We start from the raw sequence: 15,497 nt of genomic DNA on the forward strand, positions 1-15,497 counted from the left end.
TAGCGGCCGCAAAAACATTGTCTACAGCTGCTTTTTACTTCTCTTCTGCTTCCGGTAATTTTTTCTTCTCATGATAGAGAGAATAGAGGATGGAACCTCCAAGGCATAGTATAATTACAATTAACGATACATATACCGGTATGTGAATATAACACTTTGCCAATACGGGTATGTGAACGAAAGATTCTATGAGCATTTTCAGTCCTATGAAAATAAGCACAATTGCAATACCCTGAGGTAAATAATCAAATTTATCTACCGCCCCTCTCAGTAAAAAGAATAAGGACCTGAGTCCTAATACCGCAAATATATTGGAGGTATACACCACTACTGGTTCTTTCGATATGGCAAATACAGCTGGAATAGAATCCAGTGCAAATATAATATCAGTGACCGCCAGCATTACCACTACCAATGATAACGTGGTGAGATACGCCTTATTATGTTTACGAATAACAAAACGCCCTTTTGGCTCTTCTGTTGTTACCCGCATATATTTATTCATGAACCGGTAAGCAAAATTTTCTTCCGGCTTGAATTCATCATCACTGTTGGCAGTAAACATTTTGTAACCGGTATACAGCAGAAACGCGCCAAAAATATACAGGATCCACTCGAACTGCTGTATCAGTACCACGCCCACACTGATAAAGATCGCTCTGAAGACAATCGCCAATATGATACCGATCAGTAACACCCGGGCATAGTATTCTTCTTTTATCTTAAAAAAACCAAATATGAGAATGAATACAAAAATATTATCCATGGATAATGACTTCTCCATCAGATAAGCACTCATAAAGCTGACTGCCTTTTCAGAACCATCTACAATCCACATGAATCCAAAAAACAAAACGGAGAGGCCTACCCAGAAAATGCTTTGCCATAGCGCGGTTTTGATACTAGTCTTCTCGTTTTTTTTACTAAATAAACCAAGATCAAAAATTAATGCAATGACTACCACAATAAAGAATATGAGATAGGTCCATTGTATGGATGTCATGTGACGATTTTTTTTATGAAGGAGCAAAGATAAGAAAACGACTGTTAGCATTTAGGAGTTAGCTTTTAGTGTTTCTGCCAAAGATTGTGTATAGAAACGCTAAAAGCTAATGTGTTGGCGGTATTAATCTGCGAATTTCCGTTGCCGTACAAACTGGAAAACCATTGCGAACAACAGTACCAGCCCAATAGGTACCAGGAAGCAGATCACCTGCCACTTGGTTTTTTCCTGCCTGATTTTTTCGTTATCAAGCAGGCGCAGCGTCAGTTCTTTGTTGCGCGCTTCCATGATGCCACTGTTGCCACTGAGGTATTCGAGGCAGTTGAGGAAAAACTCTTTATTGGCAAAGGCAAAGCCCGGGTTAAATTCGTTGATACCCATTTGCAATGGGCCTTCTTTACGGGACACGGCGTTGGCAATCAAATCACCGTCACTCACTACAATCATCTTGTTAACGGTATCGGTAGCATCCCGGAAAGGCTTGCCGGATGCCCGTTGCAGTTCACTTACTACTGCGGGATCCTGACGATTACGGAATAAAGATGTAAAGTGTCCTTCCAGCAAAACAGCTGTTGGCAGGTACTGTTGACGGTATTCGCGGGGATTGGGTTGTGTTTTTACCACGTCCCAGCTGATTTCCGCCGGCAGCCTGGTAGTACGGCTGTTGTGGGAAGTGGTCAGTAAAATAGTTTTCCGGACAGCGTCATTTTTTATCGTGTCAATAGAACTCACAAAACGACTCAGCACCATATCCAGATTTTTTACAATAGGATGCGCTTTGGTTGGCATGAGCATCGGAAAGTAGGGAAACGGTATCTGCTGTATCTGTGGCCGGTTACCCACGTTGCCCACCACCAGTGGCACTACATCGCTCTGCAGATCCATCACCAGGTCCTGGTTAATGCGCACGCCATAGCGGAACAGCAGGTCTTCGAGGTTTAATCCACGATCAACAGCTGCAAATTCATTGTGTTGATGTAAGCTGTCCATGGTAGCGCTGGACTCGTCAATAAACCACAGCACTTTACCGCCATTCATCACATATTGATCTATTTTGAGTTTGTCTGCATCGCTGAAAGTGCCGGCAGGCTTGGCAAAGAGGATCACATCAAATTCGGGTGAAATAAAGGAGGCTGCCTGTAAAGTAAGTGTATCCAGTGCGTAGTTGGTTTGCAGGGTACTCAGCGCATCATATACTTCTGCTCCCAATGATTCACCATGACCGAGCATATACCCTACGAGTGGCTTTTCTTTTTCCTGCAATTTGCTGATGGCGTTGGCAAACTGGTATTCCAGCAAAGCTTCCGAGTTGTTCATGGTTTGCAGCGGATCCTGTCCTCCCTGGTTCTTTAACAGGTTTACCCCCATCGTTTTCCCTTTATAGTGCACGAGTGCACCCGGGAAAATGAGTTTTTCCGCGAAGCCATCATTGGCCTCCTGCTGTACTTTCATATTAAAAGGCATGATGCCCTGTGCCGTCAGTTCTCCGAGGAACTTCATGCGGGCAGTATCTGTCATGCCCTGTCCGGGATTGATAAACGTAAACCGTAAGTTTTGTTTGCCATATTCACGGAACTCTTCCAGTAATTCGGTGGTAGCTTGTGCCAACTGCCGGAAGCTGGCGGGATAATCGCCTTTCAGGAAAACTTCAATATCAACCGGACTGTCCAGCTTCCGCAGCATTTGCCGCGTATTGTTGGTGAGTGTATATCTTTTTTCGCTTGTCAGATCCCATCTGCCATGAAAGTAAGCGGCTGCTATATTAATGCCCGTGAGTACCAGTATTACTGCTATTGCACGTTGTATGTATTTTTTTCGTGTAGCCATATCATTTAGTAAGGCAGGTCTTTTACCCGTTTTGCCAGAGTTTTCTTTGGAGGGATAATTTAGTGAGATAGAGCATCAGGCCGATGATGCTGATAAAATAGACGATGTCACGACTATCGATCACGCCACGGCTGATAGAAGTATAATGGAACTTGATACCGGCCATTTGCAGGTAATAATCTGCCCCGCCGCTGAAAGCAGGTATTTTGCTGATGGCATCAAAACCATTATAAAGTATAAAGCAGGTAAAAAGCGCAATGAGAAAGGCGATCATCGCATTGTTGGTTAAGGAAGATGACCATATGCCGGTAGCTGTAAATGTTGCGCCCAGCAGTAAAAGTCCTATATAAGACCCTATGATGCCGCCGGTATCCAGTTGTTGGGCATCTACACTTAACTGCCGGATGGCGAAATAATATACAATGGTAGGCACCAGGGAAATAAGCACAATGACCATGCTGCCCCAGAATTTACCCATTACGATCTGCCAGCCGGTGAGTGGTTTGGTACTGAGTAATTCCATGGTGCCGCTTTTAAATTCATCTGCAAAACAACGCATGGTGATGGCGGGGATCAGCAGGAGGTAAATGAGTGGCGCCAGGTTGAACAGCGGATCCAGGTTGGCGTAGCCGGTGTCGAGCAAACTGGTTTCCGGAAAAACGAAAAGTAATAATCCGTTTGCCAGCAAAAACAGGATGATGGCTACATAGCCGGTGACGCTGCTGAAAAACTGGTTTATCTCTTTCTTAAAGATGGCTAGCATGAACAGTTTGTAAGGATTAGGATATTAGTAAAGATACAAATATAGCTAAACGCTATTACCTTTTAGGCTATTGTATCGAGGTCTACACCATCTTTATACATTTCCCAGATGGGACTCATACTTCTTAGTTTATTGACCGCATCGGTAATGGTCTGGATGGCATAATCTATTTGTTCATCTGTGGTAAAACGTCCCAGTCCGAAACGGAGGGAGGCATGTGCGAGGTCATCGCTCAGGCCCAGTGCTTTCAACACATAGCTGGGTTCCAGTGATGCCGACGTACAGGCGGAACCGGTAGAGAGGGCAATGTTTTTATTAAAGCCCATCATCAGGGCTTCTCCTTCTACATACTTAAAAGACAGGTTGGTGGTATGTGGCAGGCGATGGGAAATGGAGCCGTTTACATATGACTGTTCCAGTTCCAGTAACGCTTTTTCCAGGTGGTCTCTCATGGGTGTTATCCTTGCAGTATCCGCCGTCATTTCTGCCTGGCATAGTTCGCAGGCTTTTCCCAGGCCTACAATACCGGGTACATTCAGGGTGCCGGAGCGCATGCCCCTTTCATGTCCGCCTCCATCTATCTGAGCGGTGAGTTTTACACGTGGTGACCGTCTGCGCACGTATAGCGCCCCTATTCCTTTGGGGCCATACATTTTATGCGCGCTGAGGGTGAGCAGGTCTATACCGTCTGTATTGACGTCTACAGGGATTTTTCCAACGGCCTGTGTGGCATCGGTCATAAACAGAACGCCATGCTTTCTGGCTATATCGCTGATAGCACGTATTGGCTGGATCACCCCTATTTCATTATTAGCATACATGATACTGATAAGGATGGTTTGTGGCGTAATGGCAGCTTCCAGCTCCGCCAGATCTATTTCCCCATCCCGGTTCACCGGTAGCCAGGTGACGTGCGCCCCTTGCTTTTCCAGGTGTTTACAGGTATCCAGTACCGCTTTGTGTTCGGTAACGGCGGTAATAATATGCTGACCTTTGCCGGCATACATTTCATATACGCCTTTGATGGCGAGGTTAACAGCTTCTGTCGCCCCGGAGGTAAATACGATTTCTTTGGGCTCTGCACCAATCAGCTTCGCTACCTGCTCACGGGCATAGTCTACCGCCTCCTCTGCTGCCCATCCAAACGGGTGACTGCGGCTGGCGGCATTACCATATACTTCCGTGAAGTAAGGTAACATAGCAGCTACCACCCTTGGGTCGCAGGGAGTGGTGGCATTGTTGTCCAGGTAAACAGGCAGCTGTAACATATTTATCTTTCTATTTATATTAAAATCCGAACCAAACAAATTTACAACATAAGTTCTATTTTTACCTGGTTAAGCATATTCCGAAAAAGCTTTACGGATACTGCATTTCAACTACATCGTTAAACTATTAAACATGCTCAGGGTAGAACATATTGGTATCGCGGTAAATTCATTGTCAGACTCCGTTCCGCTGTTTGAAAAACTGCTGAATACCAGCTGTTATAAACAGGAAGAAGTGAGTAGTGAACAGGTGATGACGGCTTTTTTTCAACAGGGGGAAACCAAAATAGAACTGCTGGAAGCAACCGGTCCAGGCAGTGCCATTGCTAAATTCCTGGATAAAAAGGGAGAAGGGATGCATCATATCGCTTTTGAGGTGGCAGATATTTATGCGGAAATGAAAAGATTACGGGAAGAAGGGTTTGTTTTATTACAGGAGACACCGAAAAAGGGGGCGGATAATAAACTGATCTGTTTCCTGCATCCAAAGCACAGTAACGGAGTTTTGGTAGAGATTTGTCAGGAGATCAAGTAGACATTTACTTATATATTTTAAATATAAATAATAATAAATTTTTTAACTTTTTTTCCATTTTAGCAATCCAAAGGAATTATCCCTTCGTAAGTAATTATGAAACACCCCCCAAAAGGGCACAAAAAGTTAAGACCAAAATTATTTTATAAATTTTTGAACAAATACATTTTCCATTACGTTATATCTACAAACACTCAAATACAAAAAAGAACGATACTCAAAATATTACAGGACTTAAGCTTTATAGATTATTAACAGTTTAAGTTTTAACGATTACTCTAAAGTTGGCATAGGTTATGAACACCTGCGGGTTTTTTAGCTTGCAGGTCTTTTTTTAAAGCTGCCTCTATACAAAGAGTGATTTAATTCATTAAAATCAGGAAATCTTCAGGGAGGGATAGTACAGATGCTATTTCTAGCTTTCATTTCTATTAACGCATAGTATATTGGAGAAATTGTTTGAGGAATGATTTTTATTATGCACGGGATGAACAGTCGTTATATTTTTTTTATGTAAAAGATAAAGTCATGTAAAAAGAGAAAGTCCGGATTACCCGGACTTTTCTCATTTTATACAATGTCTGTTTTTATTAATTAAATAAATACTTTATTCCCACCTGACCCTGCCAACGTGAAATCACGTTCGTATTATCTCTCCACGAATTAGTAACCGGGATCTGGTTAGCTGCATCCTGGTATGGGAAAGAGAAAGCGGCTGCATTGGTGGCGGCACCGGTAGGATCTTTAAACTGACCTTCATATTTCAGGAAAGAAGGTACATTAGGTATTTTGGAAATACCCCAGTTCTTATTTAAGAAGTTACCGAAGTTAATAATGTCGAAACTGATACGGATAGTATGCTTGTTTTTCTCCTTACCACTATATACAAAAATATCCTGCGTAATATTTACATCCATTCTCTTAGCGAAAGGTAATATCACTGCATTGCGTTCTGCATACTCACCGCGGTGACTGCTCAGATAACTATCCTGTTTAATGAAGTTATCCAACTGGTTCCAAATAATCGTGGCAGTGCGTTTATCAGCAGCAGTAGCTGGATCAAATCCTTTATCGCCATAACCTACCGGCACCAGTTTGATATCATTCCTGGTTTTCGGAATATAGATCAGGTCATTGTTCCCGCCGGAACCATCGTTATTCAGATCGCCGTTGTAAGTATAGGAAGTAGCGCTGTAAAGTACGTTCACACTAGGCGCGGCTTCGTAGATCATACCAACAGAAGTGGCAAAATGTTTAGCCCAGGTAAATCTGTAAGTAGCAGCAGCCACCACACGATGGGGCATGTAATAGTTGGAATATCCCAATACATTTTCATTGGGATCTCCCTGTACCGGACGATCACGCCAGTTGCTCTGTGCAATGGAACCTCCATCGTTTACGCTGCGTGCCTTGCTGTAGGTATAGGCTGCGCTCAGGTAAAGGTTATTCACATTTCTCTGCAGCTGTATAGTGGCAAAATAAGAGTATCCTTTACTGGTGTTACGCATCAGGATAGCATCGCTGATGTTGGGATTTCCCAGACTGGTACCTGCTCCGTAAATCTTTGAACCGCTGTAGCGGAGACGGTGATCAGGTGTACTGTCAAGCTGGAATCCGGTAGAAGGAAGATTTACGTTCTGGAAATATACGGCATTGATATCTTTAGAGTAATTGGCTTCCAGCGTACCGATGATACCCCATGGCAATTGACGATCTACAGCCAGTGTTACTTTTAATACCTGTGGATATTTAAAATTCCTATCGGTAACGGCTATATTGTATGATTTGGATAACTGTCCTGAGTTGTCACGATAGGTATTTGGATCAGGATTGAATGGATAATTAATAACGGGTGTAGTGGTGCTGGTTTGTGCGGTGAACGATCCAAACTGTACACCATTATTGCCTGCCTGGTTGCTGATCCATACCGCTGGTGGAGGCCCTGCAAATAAGCCGGCACCACCACGCAGCTGCGTTTTACCATCGTGAGTGATATCCCAGTTAAAACCAATTCTTGGTGAAATCAGTGGCGTGGTTTTAGGCGCCTGACCTACATCTATTTTTGCTCCATCTCTGAAAGTTAAAGTAGCCAGCGAATCATTTTTGTCAAATGTGCTGCCTATAACGGGCAAGTCTATACGTACACCATATGTAAAGGTAAAGAAGTTGGTAACACTCCATTTATCCTGTATAAATGCACCCAGTTCCAGCATGTTTACTTTGGCATAAGGGAAGGATTTATCCTTGGTGGTAGCATAAGATAATGCATAGCGGGATGCAGTAGACGGGCCGTTAGGTTTCGCGCTGGCATAGAAATCAGCCAGGGTATTGAAACGGTAGTTACCATTGTAGTTAGGGGCAAAACCATTCAGGAATGTTTTGTAATAATTTTGCGTACCGATGGTGATTTCATGTTTCCCCTTGTACATGGTAAAGATGTCGGACAACTGGAATACATTGGTGTTGAGCTTGTTGTTGTAAGTAAATGGCTCATATCCAAAGGCAGTATAGCTGGCGCCTTGTCCGTTCATAATATCCACCAGCGGGAAATTGCTTTCGGAGAGCGCTGCTCTGAAGTCGCGTAATGCAGAGTATCCAATCTGGAATTTATTGGAGGCGCGATTACCGATACGGGTATTTAATTCCGCAATGAATATGTTGAAATTATTGTTGATCGTATAGCCGCTACCGCTGAAGGGGAGACCTGTAGCGCTGGGCTGGCGGCCACTTCCAACAGCACCACCACCTGGTGCACCACTGTTGCTGGCAGGAATATCTTTAAACGATTTCAGGTAGCTGTATTTAAATGTAAAGGTGTTGTGATCGTTTACATTCCAGTCTACTTTAAAAGTAACTTTATCACTCTGCGTGCGATAGGTATAATTCTGATAGTCGCCCGGATTGTATCCGTATTGACTCATCAGGAATTTTTTGAGCGCATCCAGGGTATCTGCCACTGCCTGGGAAACGTTACCACCTGCTACACCACCAGGTTTGTTGGCAACAAGGCTGGTGGCCGGGGCTTTGATTCTTTCCTGTTCTGCACTTACAAAGAAGAACAGTTTGTTGGGAATAATAGCACCGCCGGCAGAGAAGCCGCGCATGTTGTAATTAAAATCCGGTTTAGGAACCGTGACAGTGCCTACCTTTCTACCCTGTAAGCCTGGCGTTTGTATGTAGGTGTACACTGATCCTTTAAAGGTGTTGGTACCGCTCTTGGTAACACTGTTGATACCTGCACCCGAGAAACCACCTTGTCTTACATCATAAGGAGATACGTTTACCTGTATCTGTTCTAAAGCTTCCAGGCTGATAGGCTGAGAAGAGGTCTGAGAGCCAAGTGTAGCCTGCAAGCCAAAAGAGTTGTTGAAGTTGGCACCATCAACGGTGATGTTGTTTAACTGGTTGCTTCTACCGCCAATATTCAGGCCATTGGCGGAAGGTGTTAATTTGGTGAAGTCCTGCATAGACCGGCTGATAGTAGGTAGTCGGTCCATCTGTGAACGGGTGATGACTTCCTGGCTTCCGGTGCGTGCTTTGTTAATCACTTTGTTCTGACTGATAGAAGTAACCACTACTTCTGTAAGTGTGCTGGTACTGGGTTGCAGGGTCACATCTGCTTTGTATTCCTGACCCAGCGACAGGGAAATGTTTTCCCGCTTTTCATCTTTAAAGCCAATGTAAGAGACGGTCAGTGTGTAAGGACCGCCTACACGGAGATTTGGTAAGTTAAAACGACCGTCTTTACGTGAAACGGTATTGTACTTTGTGCCGGTAGGTACATGTATAGCTACAATGCTGGCTCCTGGTACGGGACCTTCTTTACTGCCAATAATACCCGCAATATCTGCGGTGGTTTCCTGGGCAAACAGGGCATTAGGGATCAATAGTACGCAACAAAGCATACAAATGAGGTAACACCAAAGTTTTTTGTGCATGCGATTCAGATTTTGGTAAAGTTCAAATGACAGATTCAGGTATTAAAATTAATACAATTATGAAATCGTTAAGAAAATATTTGGATAAGCAGAAGGCAGAAAGCAAAAAGCTATTAAAGCGATTGATTGGAGCAAATATAGATCCTCTCTAATCAATCGCTTTAATAGCTTTTTGCTTTCTGCCTTCTGCTCCTACAGCAATACCTTCTCCATACCTGTGCTCCTGGAGCCTTTGATCAGAATGTATGCGTGTTGTAATTGTTGTTGCTGTAACCATTTTCCTGCTTCTGTTGCATTTTCCAGGAAGATATAAGGATGGTTTACCTTTTTAAAATCACCGCCTACCAATACCACGGCATCCCAGTGTGTGCGTTCCAGTAAGGTAATGAGGTCGGCATGTTCTTTTACGCTATCTGCTCCCAGTTCCGCCATGGCTCCCAACATCAGCACTTTTTTATCTGCCTGTATGCCTGCAAAGTTTTCAATGGCCGCCCTCATACTTGATGGGTTGGCATTGTAGGCATCCATGATGATGGTATTACTACCTTGTTGTATTACCTGTGAACGGTTGTTGGAAGGGGTATAATGCGCAATGGCCGGTGCAATATCTTTTTCCGGTACGCCGAAATGAGTGGCTATCGCTACGGCCGCCATTACATTGGGGAAGTTATAGGCGCCTGTGAGTTGTGTTTGTATAAATCCTACCTGGCTGTTGCCTCTTACCTGTACTGCCAGGAATGCGCTGTCGGCAATGGCTTCGCCCACATAGTCTGCTTCGCTGCTGCCATAAGTGATGATCTGTGGAATGCCGGTGGCCATTTCTATCAGGTAGCCGTAATCGTTGCATACAAACACAGTTCCGTTGTTGGCGCGTAAAAAATCATAGAGTTCGCCTTTCGCTTTTTTTACGCCTTCTTCGCTGCCAAAGCCTTCCAGGTGCGCTTTCCCGATGTTGGTGATCATACCGTGTGTAGGCAATGCAACTTTGCAGTAACCGGCTATTTCCAGCTGGTGGTTGGCTCCCATTTCTATAACTGCTATTTCCACATCAGGTTGTATACTTAAAATAGTCAGTGGTACACCAATATGGTTATTCAGGTTGCCAACGGTGGCATATGTTTTTAAGCCGGCAGACAGTGCTGCATTGACCAGTTCTTTCGTAGTGGTTTTACCGTTAGTGCCGGTAATGGCGAGAACCGGAATATTTAATTGTTGGCGGTGCCGTAATGCCAGCTGTTGCAGGGCTTCCAGGGCGTCGGCTACCAGCATCATCTTTTCCGGTACGGTAAAATAGGCCGCTTCATCTACCACTGCAAATGCAGCGCCCATTTCTAATGCTTTGGCGGCAAATTCGTTACCATTGAAATTCCCCCCTTTCAGCGCAAAGAAAATATCATTGGCTTTCAGTTTACGGGTATCCGTTTGTACCGAGCGGTGCTGCTCATAGATGCTGTATAGTTGTTCAATATTCACGGTCAATCTTATTTAGTGCAAAAATAAGTGGTTAATCATGTAATATAGCAGAATTTTATCTTCGTTTTGAAGCAACCAATTTAAATACTATCCCGTATAACACTTTCAGCAATCAAATATTGAAAAACCTATGACAAGGATTACTTTTTTTTTATTGGCCATACTACTGTTTGCTGCCTGTAAAAATGATCAGGCTCCCGCGCCGGTGAGTGGCGGTGTTAACTGCGATGTTGCCAAAATTACAACAGCTTATGCATTGGCTGCTATGCAGGCAAACTGTAGTAACCGTAACTGTCATCCGGGTGGGAACTCACCCACGGTGGCTGATTTTTCTACAGCAGAAAAGTTAAAGGCTTATATCAATACGCACCGTTCAACATACGAGTTGCGTGTTACCGGCCCACAGGCAGATATGCCACAGTCGATGGGATACCCTGCCCTTACACAGGGGATGAAAGATTCTATTGCCTGCTGGATCGCACACGGACTTCCGGATCAATAACTTTAAAAAAAGATAAACATGAAATACTGGCTGCTTTTGATAGGTGCATGGCTATCTGTGTCCGCTGCATCTGCGCAGGACGTGTATGCCTGCAAGAATACCCGTTTATCCTTTTTTTCTTCTTCTCCACTGGAAGACATAGAAGCAAAAACAGATAAAGGCGCATCTGCCATCAATGTAAAAACAAAAGATATTTTCTTTAAAGTACCCATCAGCACCTTTCAGTTTAAGAAAAAGCTGATGCAGGAACACTTTAATGAAAACTACCTGGAAAGTAATAAATATCCGTATGCTGAATTCAAAGGGAAAATTAATGAGGCTCCTGAATTCAGTAAAGACGGTACTTATCCGGTAACGGTAACAGGCACACTGAATATCCATGGCGTGGATAAAACGTATACTGCCAAAGGTACCATTACTACCCAGGGCAGTAACATCTCGGTTACCTCTACATTTAATGTGCGTGTAGCTGATCACGGTATTAAAATTCCTTCACTGGTCATACAAAATGTGGCAGAAGTAGTAGCCGTAACGGTGAACGCCATCTATACTCCTTACAGTAAATAATAGCATCGTTCCATGAAAATTATATCAACCATATTGTTATGCTGCATGATCAGCATGTATGTGCAGGCACAAAATAACCTGGACAAGCTTTTTGACTCAACCGGCATTACGCATACCAAAGTGCGGGATACGTATAAGTCTACCCGCATTGTGCAGGGACAATCCACGGAAATGCTCCGTAAACATGAGCTGGATTTCCGGGTGGCACACCGTTTCGGGGATGCTGGTGGCGAGTTTGGCGGTTCCAAAACGTTCTTCGGTACGGATAACTCCACGGATATCCGGATTGCTTTTGAATATGGTATCAGCGATAACCTGATGGTAGGTATCAGCAGAAGCAAGGGTGGAGGGGATTTACAGCAATTGTATGAGGGGCTGGTAAAGTATCGTCTCTTACAGCAAACCACCGATAATCATGTGCCTGTATCACTCGCATTATTCGGGAATATGGTGATCAGTGGCATGCCTTCCAGTACGGATATTAGTGCTGCCTCCCATTTTGCAGACGGATCTGACCGGCTGATGTATGTAGCACAGGCCATTGTATCAAAGAAATTTGCTGACAAATTATCATTGAGTCTGATGCCGACCTATGTACACCGCAACCACGTGGGATATATGGACATGAATAATATGTTTGCCCTGGGTGGTGCCGGTCGGCTGAAACTCAGCAAACGGTTGGGACTACTGGCTGAATATTATTATCCTTTCCGTACCCAGGAAAGTAAGGACTACTTCAAAGCCTCCAAAGGCATTACTTTCTATAACCCGCTTGGCCTTGGGCTGGAAATTGAAACAGGCGGCCACGTATTCAGCATAACCTTTACCAACTCCGCTGCTATATTGGAAAATCAGTTCATTCCTGAAACGACTACCTCCTGGTTACAGGGGCAATTCCGCTGGGGATTCAATATTTCCCGTAGATTTACGTTATTCGGGAAGAAAGATTGGAAAAAATAAGATGCCGCATACGTGAAAATTCGTGGTTAGCCAAAATTGCCGCCCGCTTTATGCGGGTGCAGTCTGTAGCCATGGTCCTGGGACGCACCATCCACTTACATGGAGCGTCCCGGGAACGCTTTTTATCGGATATTCCGTGGATGCGGCATGAGGCTTGCCATATAAAACAATACCAGCATTTTGGTTTTTTGGGATTTTTATGGAGATATATGTCCGAATACCTGCGCAAAGGCTATTATAACAATGCGCTGGAGGTGGCAGCAAGGGCCTCTGAGGCTGATCCCGCCATACTGGATAATATTGAAATAGTCTAAAGAATCGTTAAAGTGAGGCTTATATCAGATTTTTTCCAGCCACTGGTTTTATTTTTCTTATTTTTACGTTAAAGGTTGATTTTATGGTTAAGAAGGTAACAGAAGGCATCACCATCAGCGTGGAAACATTCTACCAGCCGGATTATTCAAATCCTATTGGAAGCGAATTCATGTTTGCTTACCGTATTACCATTGAAAATAATAACACTTTCCCTATTAAACTGCTCCGCAGGCATTGGTACATTATCGATTCCAACGGAACACACCGAGAGGTGGAGGGAGAAGGTGTGGTAGGTGTGCAACCATTGCTGGCCCCCGGTGAAACATACCAGTATGTCTCGGGATCTAATCTTCGAACGGAGATTGGCAAGATGTACGGTACTTATCAAATGGAAAACCAACTGGATAAGAAGATACTGGAAGTTAAAATTCCGGAGTTCCAGATGGTCGTTCCATTCAAATTAAATTAATTCCTGTCTTCGTTTAGCCTGTAATTCCTTATCGGGGCCTGTATTTTGAGGCTTTGAAAATCTCCGTCACATCTCTTGATTCCATTAATTGCTGCAAGGTGACCTCCTTGTGCTCATCCATATATTTTTTTATGATCTGCCATCCAACAAAATTGGCAATTTTACCGGGCGCACTCTCGGGCATGCCCTGGGTAGAAGGGCCATCGCCAATAAAATGTGTGATCTGCTGCCAGTCGCTGGAGTAAACCAGGTTATTTTGTACAAAAAACTGCCAGATCATCTGCTCGTTTTCCCGGCACCAGTCCAGCTGGCTTTTCGTATATCCCAGCTTGATAGTATCCGGCGTTTCCGGTAATACCTTGTCGAGGAAATACTGCTGCTTACCCGCTTCCATCATTTGTTCCAGCAGGTTACCGTTTTTCCTGGCGGGAGGATACAGCTGTTGCTGTATTACCTGCATACAGTTCACCGAAATATATTGTGGGGTAAACCGGTGGATCATATAATCCGGATAATCGGGGATCAGTGCATAAGGTGGGAAATCTTCCCCCATATACATATCCAGTCCGATTCCGAGTATAGAATCTACTGTAATGGCACCATAATTGGCTATCCCGGAAATAAAGGTGACTACCTTAGGCGGATGGAAAGCAGGAATATAGTACTTAATATGCCTGAAACACTGTGCCAGCTCTTCTTTCAGCTTTTCACTGTTGCCATATTTGGCAGCTACAGCTTTTTCCAGCTGCCGGAAGTCAGGCGTGGTCAGAAACAGGTGCAGTTGTTGTTGAACCGCCGCACTACTGTCGGAATAGGCGCCCAGGTTCATGATATCCGTGACATACAGCGGTAGAAATACGGGGTAGTCTGCGTGCAGCTTCGCCAATCCGGGCTGTATATGGTTGGTATCTATGGTAAAAAGGGCGGAGTCAAAACGCGACAGGCTAACGGTCATGGGTATATGACTTACATCGGGACCTTTTTTACCGGAATTGCAGGCTGCGGAGCCCAACAGGGCAACCAGGCAACTTATCAGCAGGGTATATTTATTAATGTAACTTTGCATCATTCTTAAAACTCATCTAAGGTAAAATTATTATTTACCTTGTATTATAAAAAATTACGAATTAGCATCATCTATGAAGAAGATCATCATTTTGCTGACTATCATGGGAATCGCGAAGGTCAGCATAGGACAGGACGGCTATAGTACTTTCAGGAGTAAAGTAAGACTGGGATTTACCGTAAATCCGCTGGTATCGATACTTAAACCACAGGAGTCGGGTGTAAACCGCAATAGTGCCAAAGCAGGATTGAACTTTGGACTGATGGCGGATTTTAACCTGAATGAAAGGGGCACTTATGCCTTGTCTTCCGGCTTCCAGGTGCTGTTGGCAGGTAGTAAGCTGAAGTATGATGGTGGTAAGGGATTGAGTGATTATAAGGCGAATCCGGCGGAATACAATATGAAGCTTACCTATATAGAAATACCTGTGGCATTGAAATTGAAAACATCGCCGGATGAAGGCGGCATCGGCTTCTGGGGACAATTTGGTACTTACCTGGATTTCCCGGTGAGTGGCCGTGCTAATGTGGTGACAACAAACGGATCTGTTAATCAAACCTTTGACCGGGTAAACATATTGCCGGAAATGAACCGGATTAATATAGGAATGCTGCTGGGCGCAGGTATAGAATATCCACTGGGAGGGAGTTTAACGGGTCTTGCCGGTATCACTTATCAGAACGGATTTGTAGATGTAACCCGCAATGGCAAATGGGATGATGGAAGAATAAATATGAATAGCTTCGCACTCAGACTGGGAGTATTTTTTTAGCTGTTAGCCATTAGCTTTTAGCTGTTAGATAAGAGCGAA

At 44.0% G+C, this 15,497-nt stretch carries 14 protein-coding genes; 7 read left to right on the forward strand and 7 right to left on the reverse strand.

Annotation, left to right across the window (positions count from 1 at the left end):
• Window positions 1-34: 34 nt before the first annotated feature.
• From AB4Z08_RS08060 to AB4Z08_RS08075, 4 genes are all read right to left on the reverse strand, one after another.
• Window positions 35-1,003: a TerC/Alx family metal homeostasis membrane protein gene (locus AB4Z08_RS08060; protein WP_441573214.1), complete on the reverse strand. Its 969-nt coding sequence runs from the start codon at window positions 1,001-1,003 to the stop codon at window positions 35-37.
• A 123-nt stretch (window positions 1,004-1,126) separates the two neighbouring features.
• Entirely contained in the window at window positions 1,127-2,830 is a 1,704-nt protein-coding gene (gene gldG / locus AB4Z08_RS08065) for a gliding motility-associated ABC transporter substrate-binding protein GldG (protein ID WP_441573215.1), read from the reverse strand.
• A 22-nt stretch (window positions 2,831-2,852) separates the two neighbouring features.
• Window positions 2,853-3,593, reverse strand: a complete 741-nt coding sequence (gene gldF / locus AB4Z08_RS08070; RefSeq protein WP_441573216.1) for a gliding motility-associated ABC transporter permease subunit GldF — start codon at window positions 3,591-3,593, stop codon at window positions 2,853-2,855.
• Window positions 3,594-3,655: 62 nt separating this feature from the next.
• Window positions 3,656-4,861 carry an IscS subfamily cysteine desulfurase gene (locus AB4Z08_RS08075; RefSeq protein ID WP_441573217.1) on the reverse strand — a complete coding sequence of 402 codons (1,206 nt, stop codon included), beginning with the start codon at window positions 4,859-4,861 and terminating at the stop codon, window positions 3,656-3,658.
• Between the two features lie 133 nt (window positions 4,862-4,994).
• Between AB4Z08_RS08075 and mce the strand changes: the two genes are divergently transcribed.
• On the forward strand, window positions 4,995-5,396 hold the full coding sequence (gene mce, locus AB4Z08_RS08080) for a methylmalonyl-CoA epimerase (protein WP_441573218.1): 402 nt from the start codon (window positions 4,995-4,997) through the stop codon (window positions 5,394-5,396).
• 590 nt (window positions 5,397-5,986) lie between these two features.
• Here the strand turns inward: mce and AB4Z08_RS08085 are convergent.
• On the reverse strand, window positions 5,987-9,334 hold the full coding sequence (locus AB4Z08_RS08085) for a TonB-dependent receptor (protein WP_441573219.1): 3,348 nt from the start codon (window positions 9,332-9,334) through the stop codon (window positions 5,987-5,989).
• 192 nt (window positions 9,335-9,526) lie between these two features.
• Window positions 9,527-10,807 (reverse strand): UDP-N-acetylmuramoyl-tripeptide--D-alanyl-D-alanine ligase, encoded by a 1,281-nt coding sequence (locus tag AB4Z08_RS08090; protein ID WP_441573220.1) that lies wholly within the window; start codon window positions 10,805-10,807, stop codon window positions 9,527-9,529.
• Between the two features lie 130 nt (window positions 10,808-10,937).
• On the opposite strand from AB4Z08_RS08090, the gene AB4Z08_RS08095 reads away from it, so the two are divergent.
• The 5 genes from AB4Z08_RS08095 to apaG all read left to right on the forward strand — a co-directional run bounded on the left by AB4Z08_RS08095 (window position 10,938) and on the right by apaG (window position 13,620).
• A complete protein-coding gene (locus tag AB4Z08_RS08095; protein WP_441573221.1) occupies window positions 10,938-11,309 on the forward strand; it encodes a hypothetical protein in 372 nt (123 codons plus the stop codon).
• An 18-nt stretch (window positions 11,310-11,327) separates the two neighbouring features.
• Entirely contained in the window at window positions 11,328-11,876 is a 549-nt protein-coding gene (locus tag AB4Z08_RS08100; protein ID WP_441573222.1) for a YceI family protein, read from the forward strand.
• A 12-nt stretch (window positions 11,877-11,888) separates the two neighbouring features.
• The gene (locus AB4Z08_RS08105) at window positions 11,889-12,836 is read left to right on the forward strand and encodes a DUF5777 family beta-barrel protein (RefSeq protein ID WP_441573223.1); all 948 of its coding nucleotides are present in this window, start codon (window positions 11,889-11,891) and stop codon (window positions 12,834-12,836) included.
• Between the two features lie 50 nt (window positions 12,837-12,886).
• Window positions 12,887-13,150, forward strand: a complete 264-nt coding sequence (locus tag AB4Z08_RS08110; RefSeq protein WP_441573224.1) for a DUF4157 domain-containing protein — start codon at window positions 12,887-12,889, stop codon at window positions 13,148-13,150.
• 83 nt (window positions 13,151-13,233) lie between these two features.
• Complete coding sequence (gene apaG / locus AB4Z08_RS08115; protein ID WP_106526994.1) at window positions 13,234-13,620, forward strand: Co2+/Mg2+ efflux protein ApaG; 387 nt, start codon at window positions 13,234-13,236, stop codon at window positions 13,618-13,620.
• Between the two features lie 28 nt (window positions 13,621-13,648).
• On the opposite strand, the gene gldB is transcribed toward apaG, so the two are convergent.
• On the reverse strand, window positions 13,649-14,686 hold the full coding sequence (gldB, locus tag AB4Z08_RS08120; protein ID WP_441573953.1) for a gliding motility lipoprotein GldB: 1,038 nt from the start codon (window positions 14,684-14,686) through the stop codon (window positions 13,649-13,651).
• A gap of 73 nt (window positions 14,687-14,759) precedes the next feature.
• On the opposite strand from gldB, the gene AB4Z08_RS08125 reads away from it, so the two are divergent.
• Window positions 14,760-15,458, forward strand: coding sequence for a porin family protein (locus AB4Z08_RS08125; RefSeq protein ID WP_441573225.1), 699 nt, complete (start codon window positions 14,760-14,762; stop codon window positions 15,456-15,458).
• Window positions 15,459-15,497 lie beyond the last annotated feature (39 nt).

Origin of the sequence: Chitinophaga sp. RAB17 (assembly GCF_052114225.1) — a bacterium.
Lineage (GTDB): Bacteria > Bacteroidota > Bacteroidia > Chitinophagales > Chitinophagaceae > Chitinophaga.

Excerpts from the sequence above, each read along its gene's own strand:
- AB4Z08_RS08060 (WP_441573214.1), bottom strand. The coding sequence starts at position 1,003 with ATGACATCCATACAATGGACCTATCTCATATTCTTTATTGTGGTAGTC.
- gldG (WP_441573215.1), bottom strand. The coding sequence starts at position 2,830 with ATGGCTACACGAAAAAAATACATACAACGTGCAATAGCAGTAATACTG.
- gldF (WP_441573216.1), bottom strand. The coding sequence starts at position 3,593 with ATGCTAGCCATCTTTAAGAAAGAGATAAACCAGTTTTTCAGCAGCGTC.
- AB4Z08_RS08075 (WP_441573217.1), bottom strand. The coding sequence starts at position 4,861 with ATGTTACAGCTGCCTGTTTACCTGGACAACAATGCCACCACTCCCTGC.
- mce (WP_441573218.1), top strand. The coding sequence starts at position 4,995 with ATGCTCAGGGTAGAACATATTGGTATCGCGGTAAATTCATTGTCAGAC.
- AB4Z08_RS08085 (WP_441573219.1), bottom strand. The coding sequence starts at position 9,334 with ATGCACAAAAAACTTTGGTGTTACCTCATTTGTATGCTTTGTTGCGTA.
- AB4Z08_RS08095 (WP_441573221.1), top strand. The coding sequence starts at position 10,938 with ATGACAAGGATTACTTTTTTTTTATTGGCCATACTACTGTTTGCTGCC.
- AB4Z08_RS08100 (WP_441573222.1), top strand. The coding sequence starts at position 11,328 with ATGAAATACTGGCTGCTTTTGATAGGTGCATGGCTATCTGTGTCCGCT.
- AB4Z08_RS08105 (WP_441573223.1), top strand. The coding sequence starts at position 11,889 with ATGAAAATTATATCAACCATATTGTTATGCTGCATGATCAGCATGTAT.
- AB4Z08_RS08110 (WP_441573224.1), top strand. The coding sequence starts at position 12,887 with ATGCGGGTGCAGTCTGTAGCCATGGTCCTGGGACGCACCATCCACTTA.
- apaG (WP_106526994.1), top strand. The coding sequence starts at position 13,234 with ATGGTTAAGAAGGTAACAGAAGGCATCACCATCAGCGTGGAAACATTC.
- gldB (WP_441573953.1), bottom strand. The coding sequence starts at position 14,686 with ATGCAAAGTTACATTAATAAATATACCCTGCTGATAAGTTGCCTGGTT.
- AB4Z08_RS08125 (WP_441573225.1), top strand. The coding sequence starts at position 14,760 with ATGAAGAAGATCATCATTTTGCTGACTATCATGGGAATCGCGAAGGTC.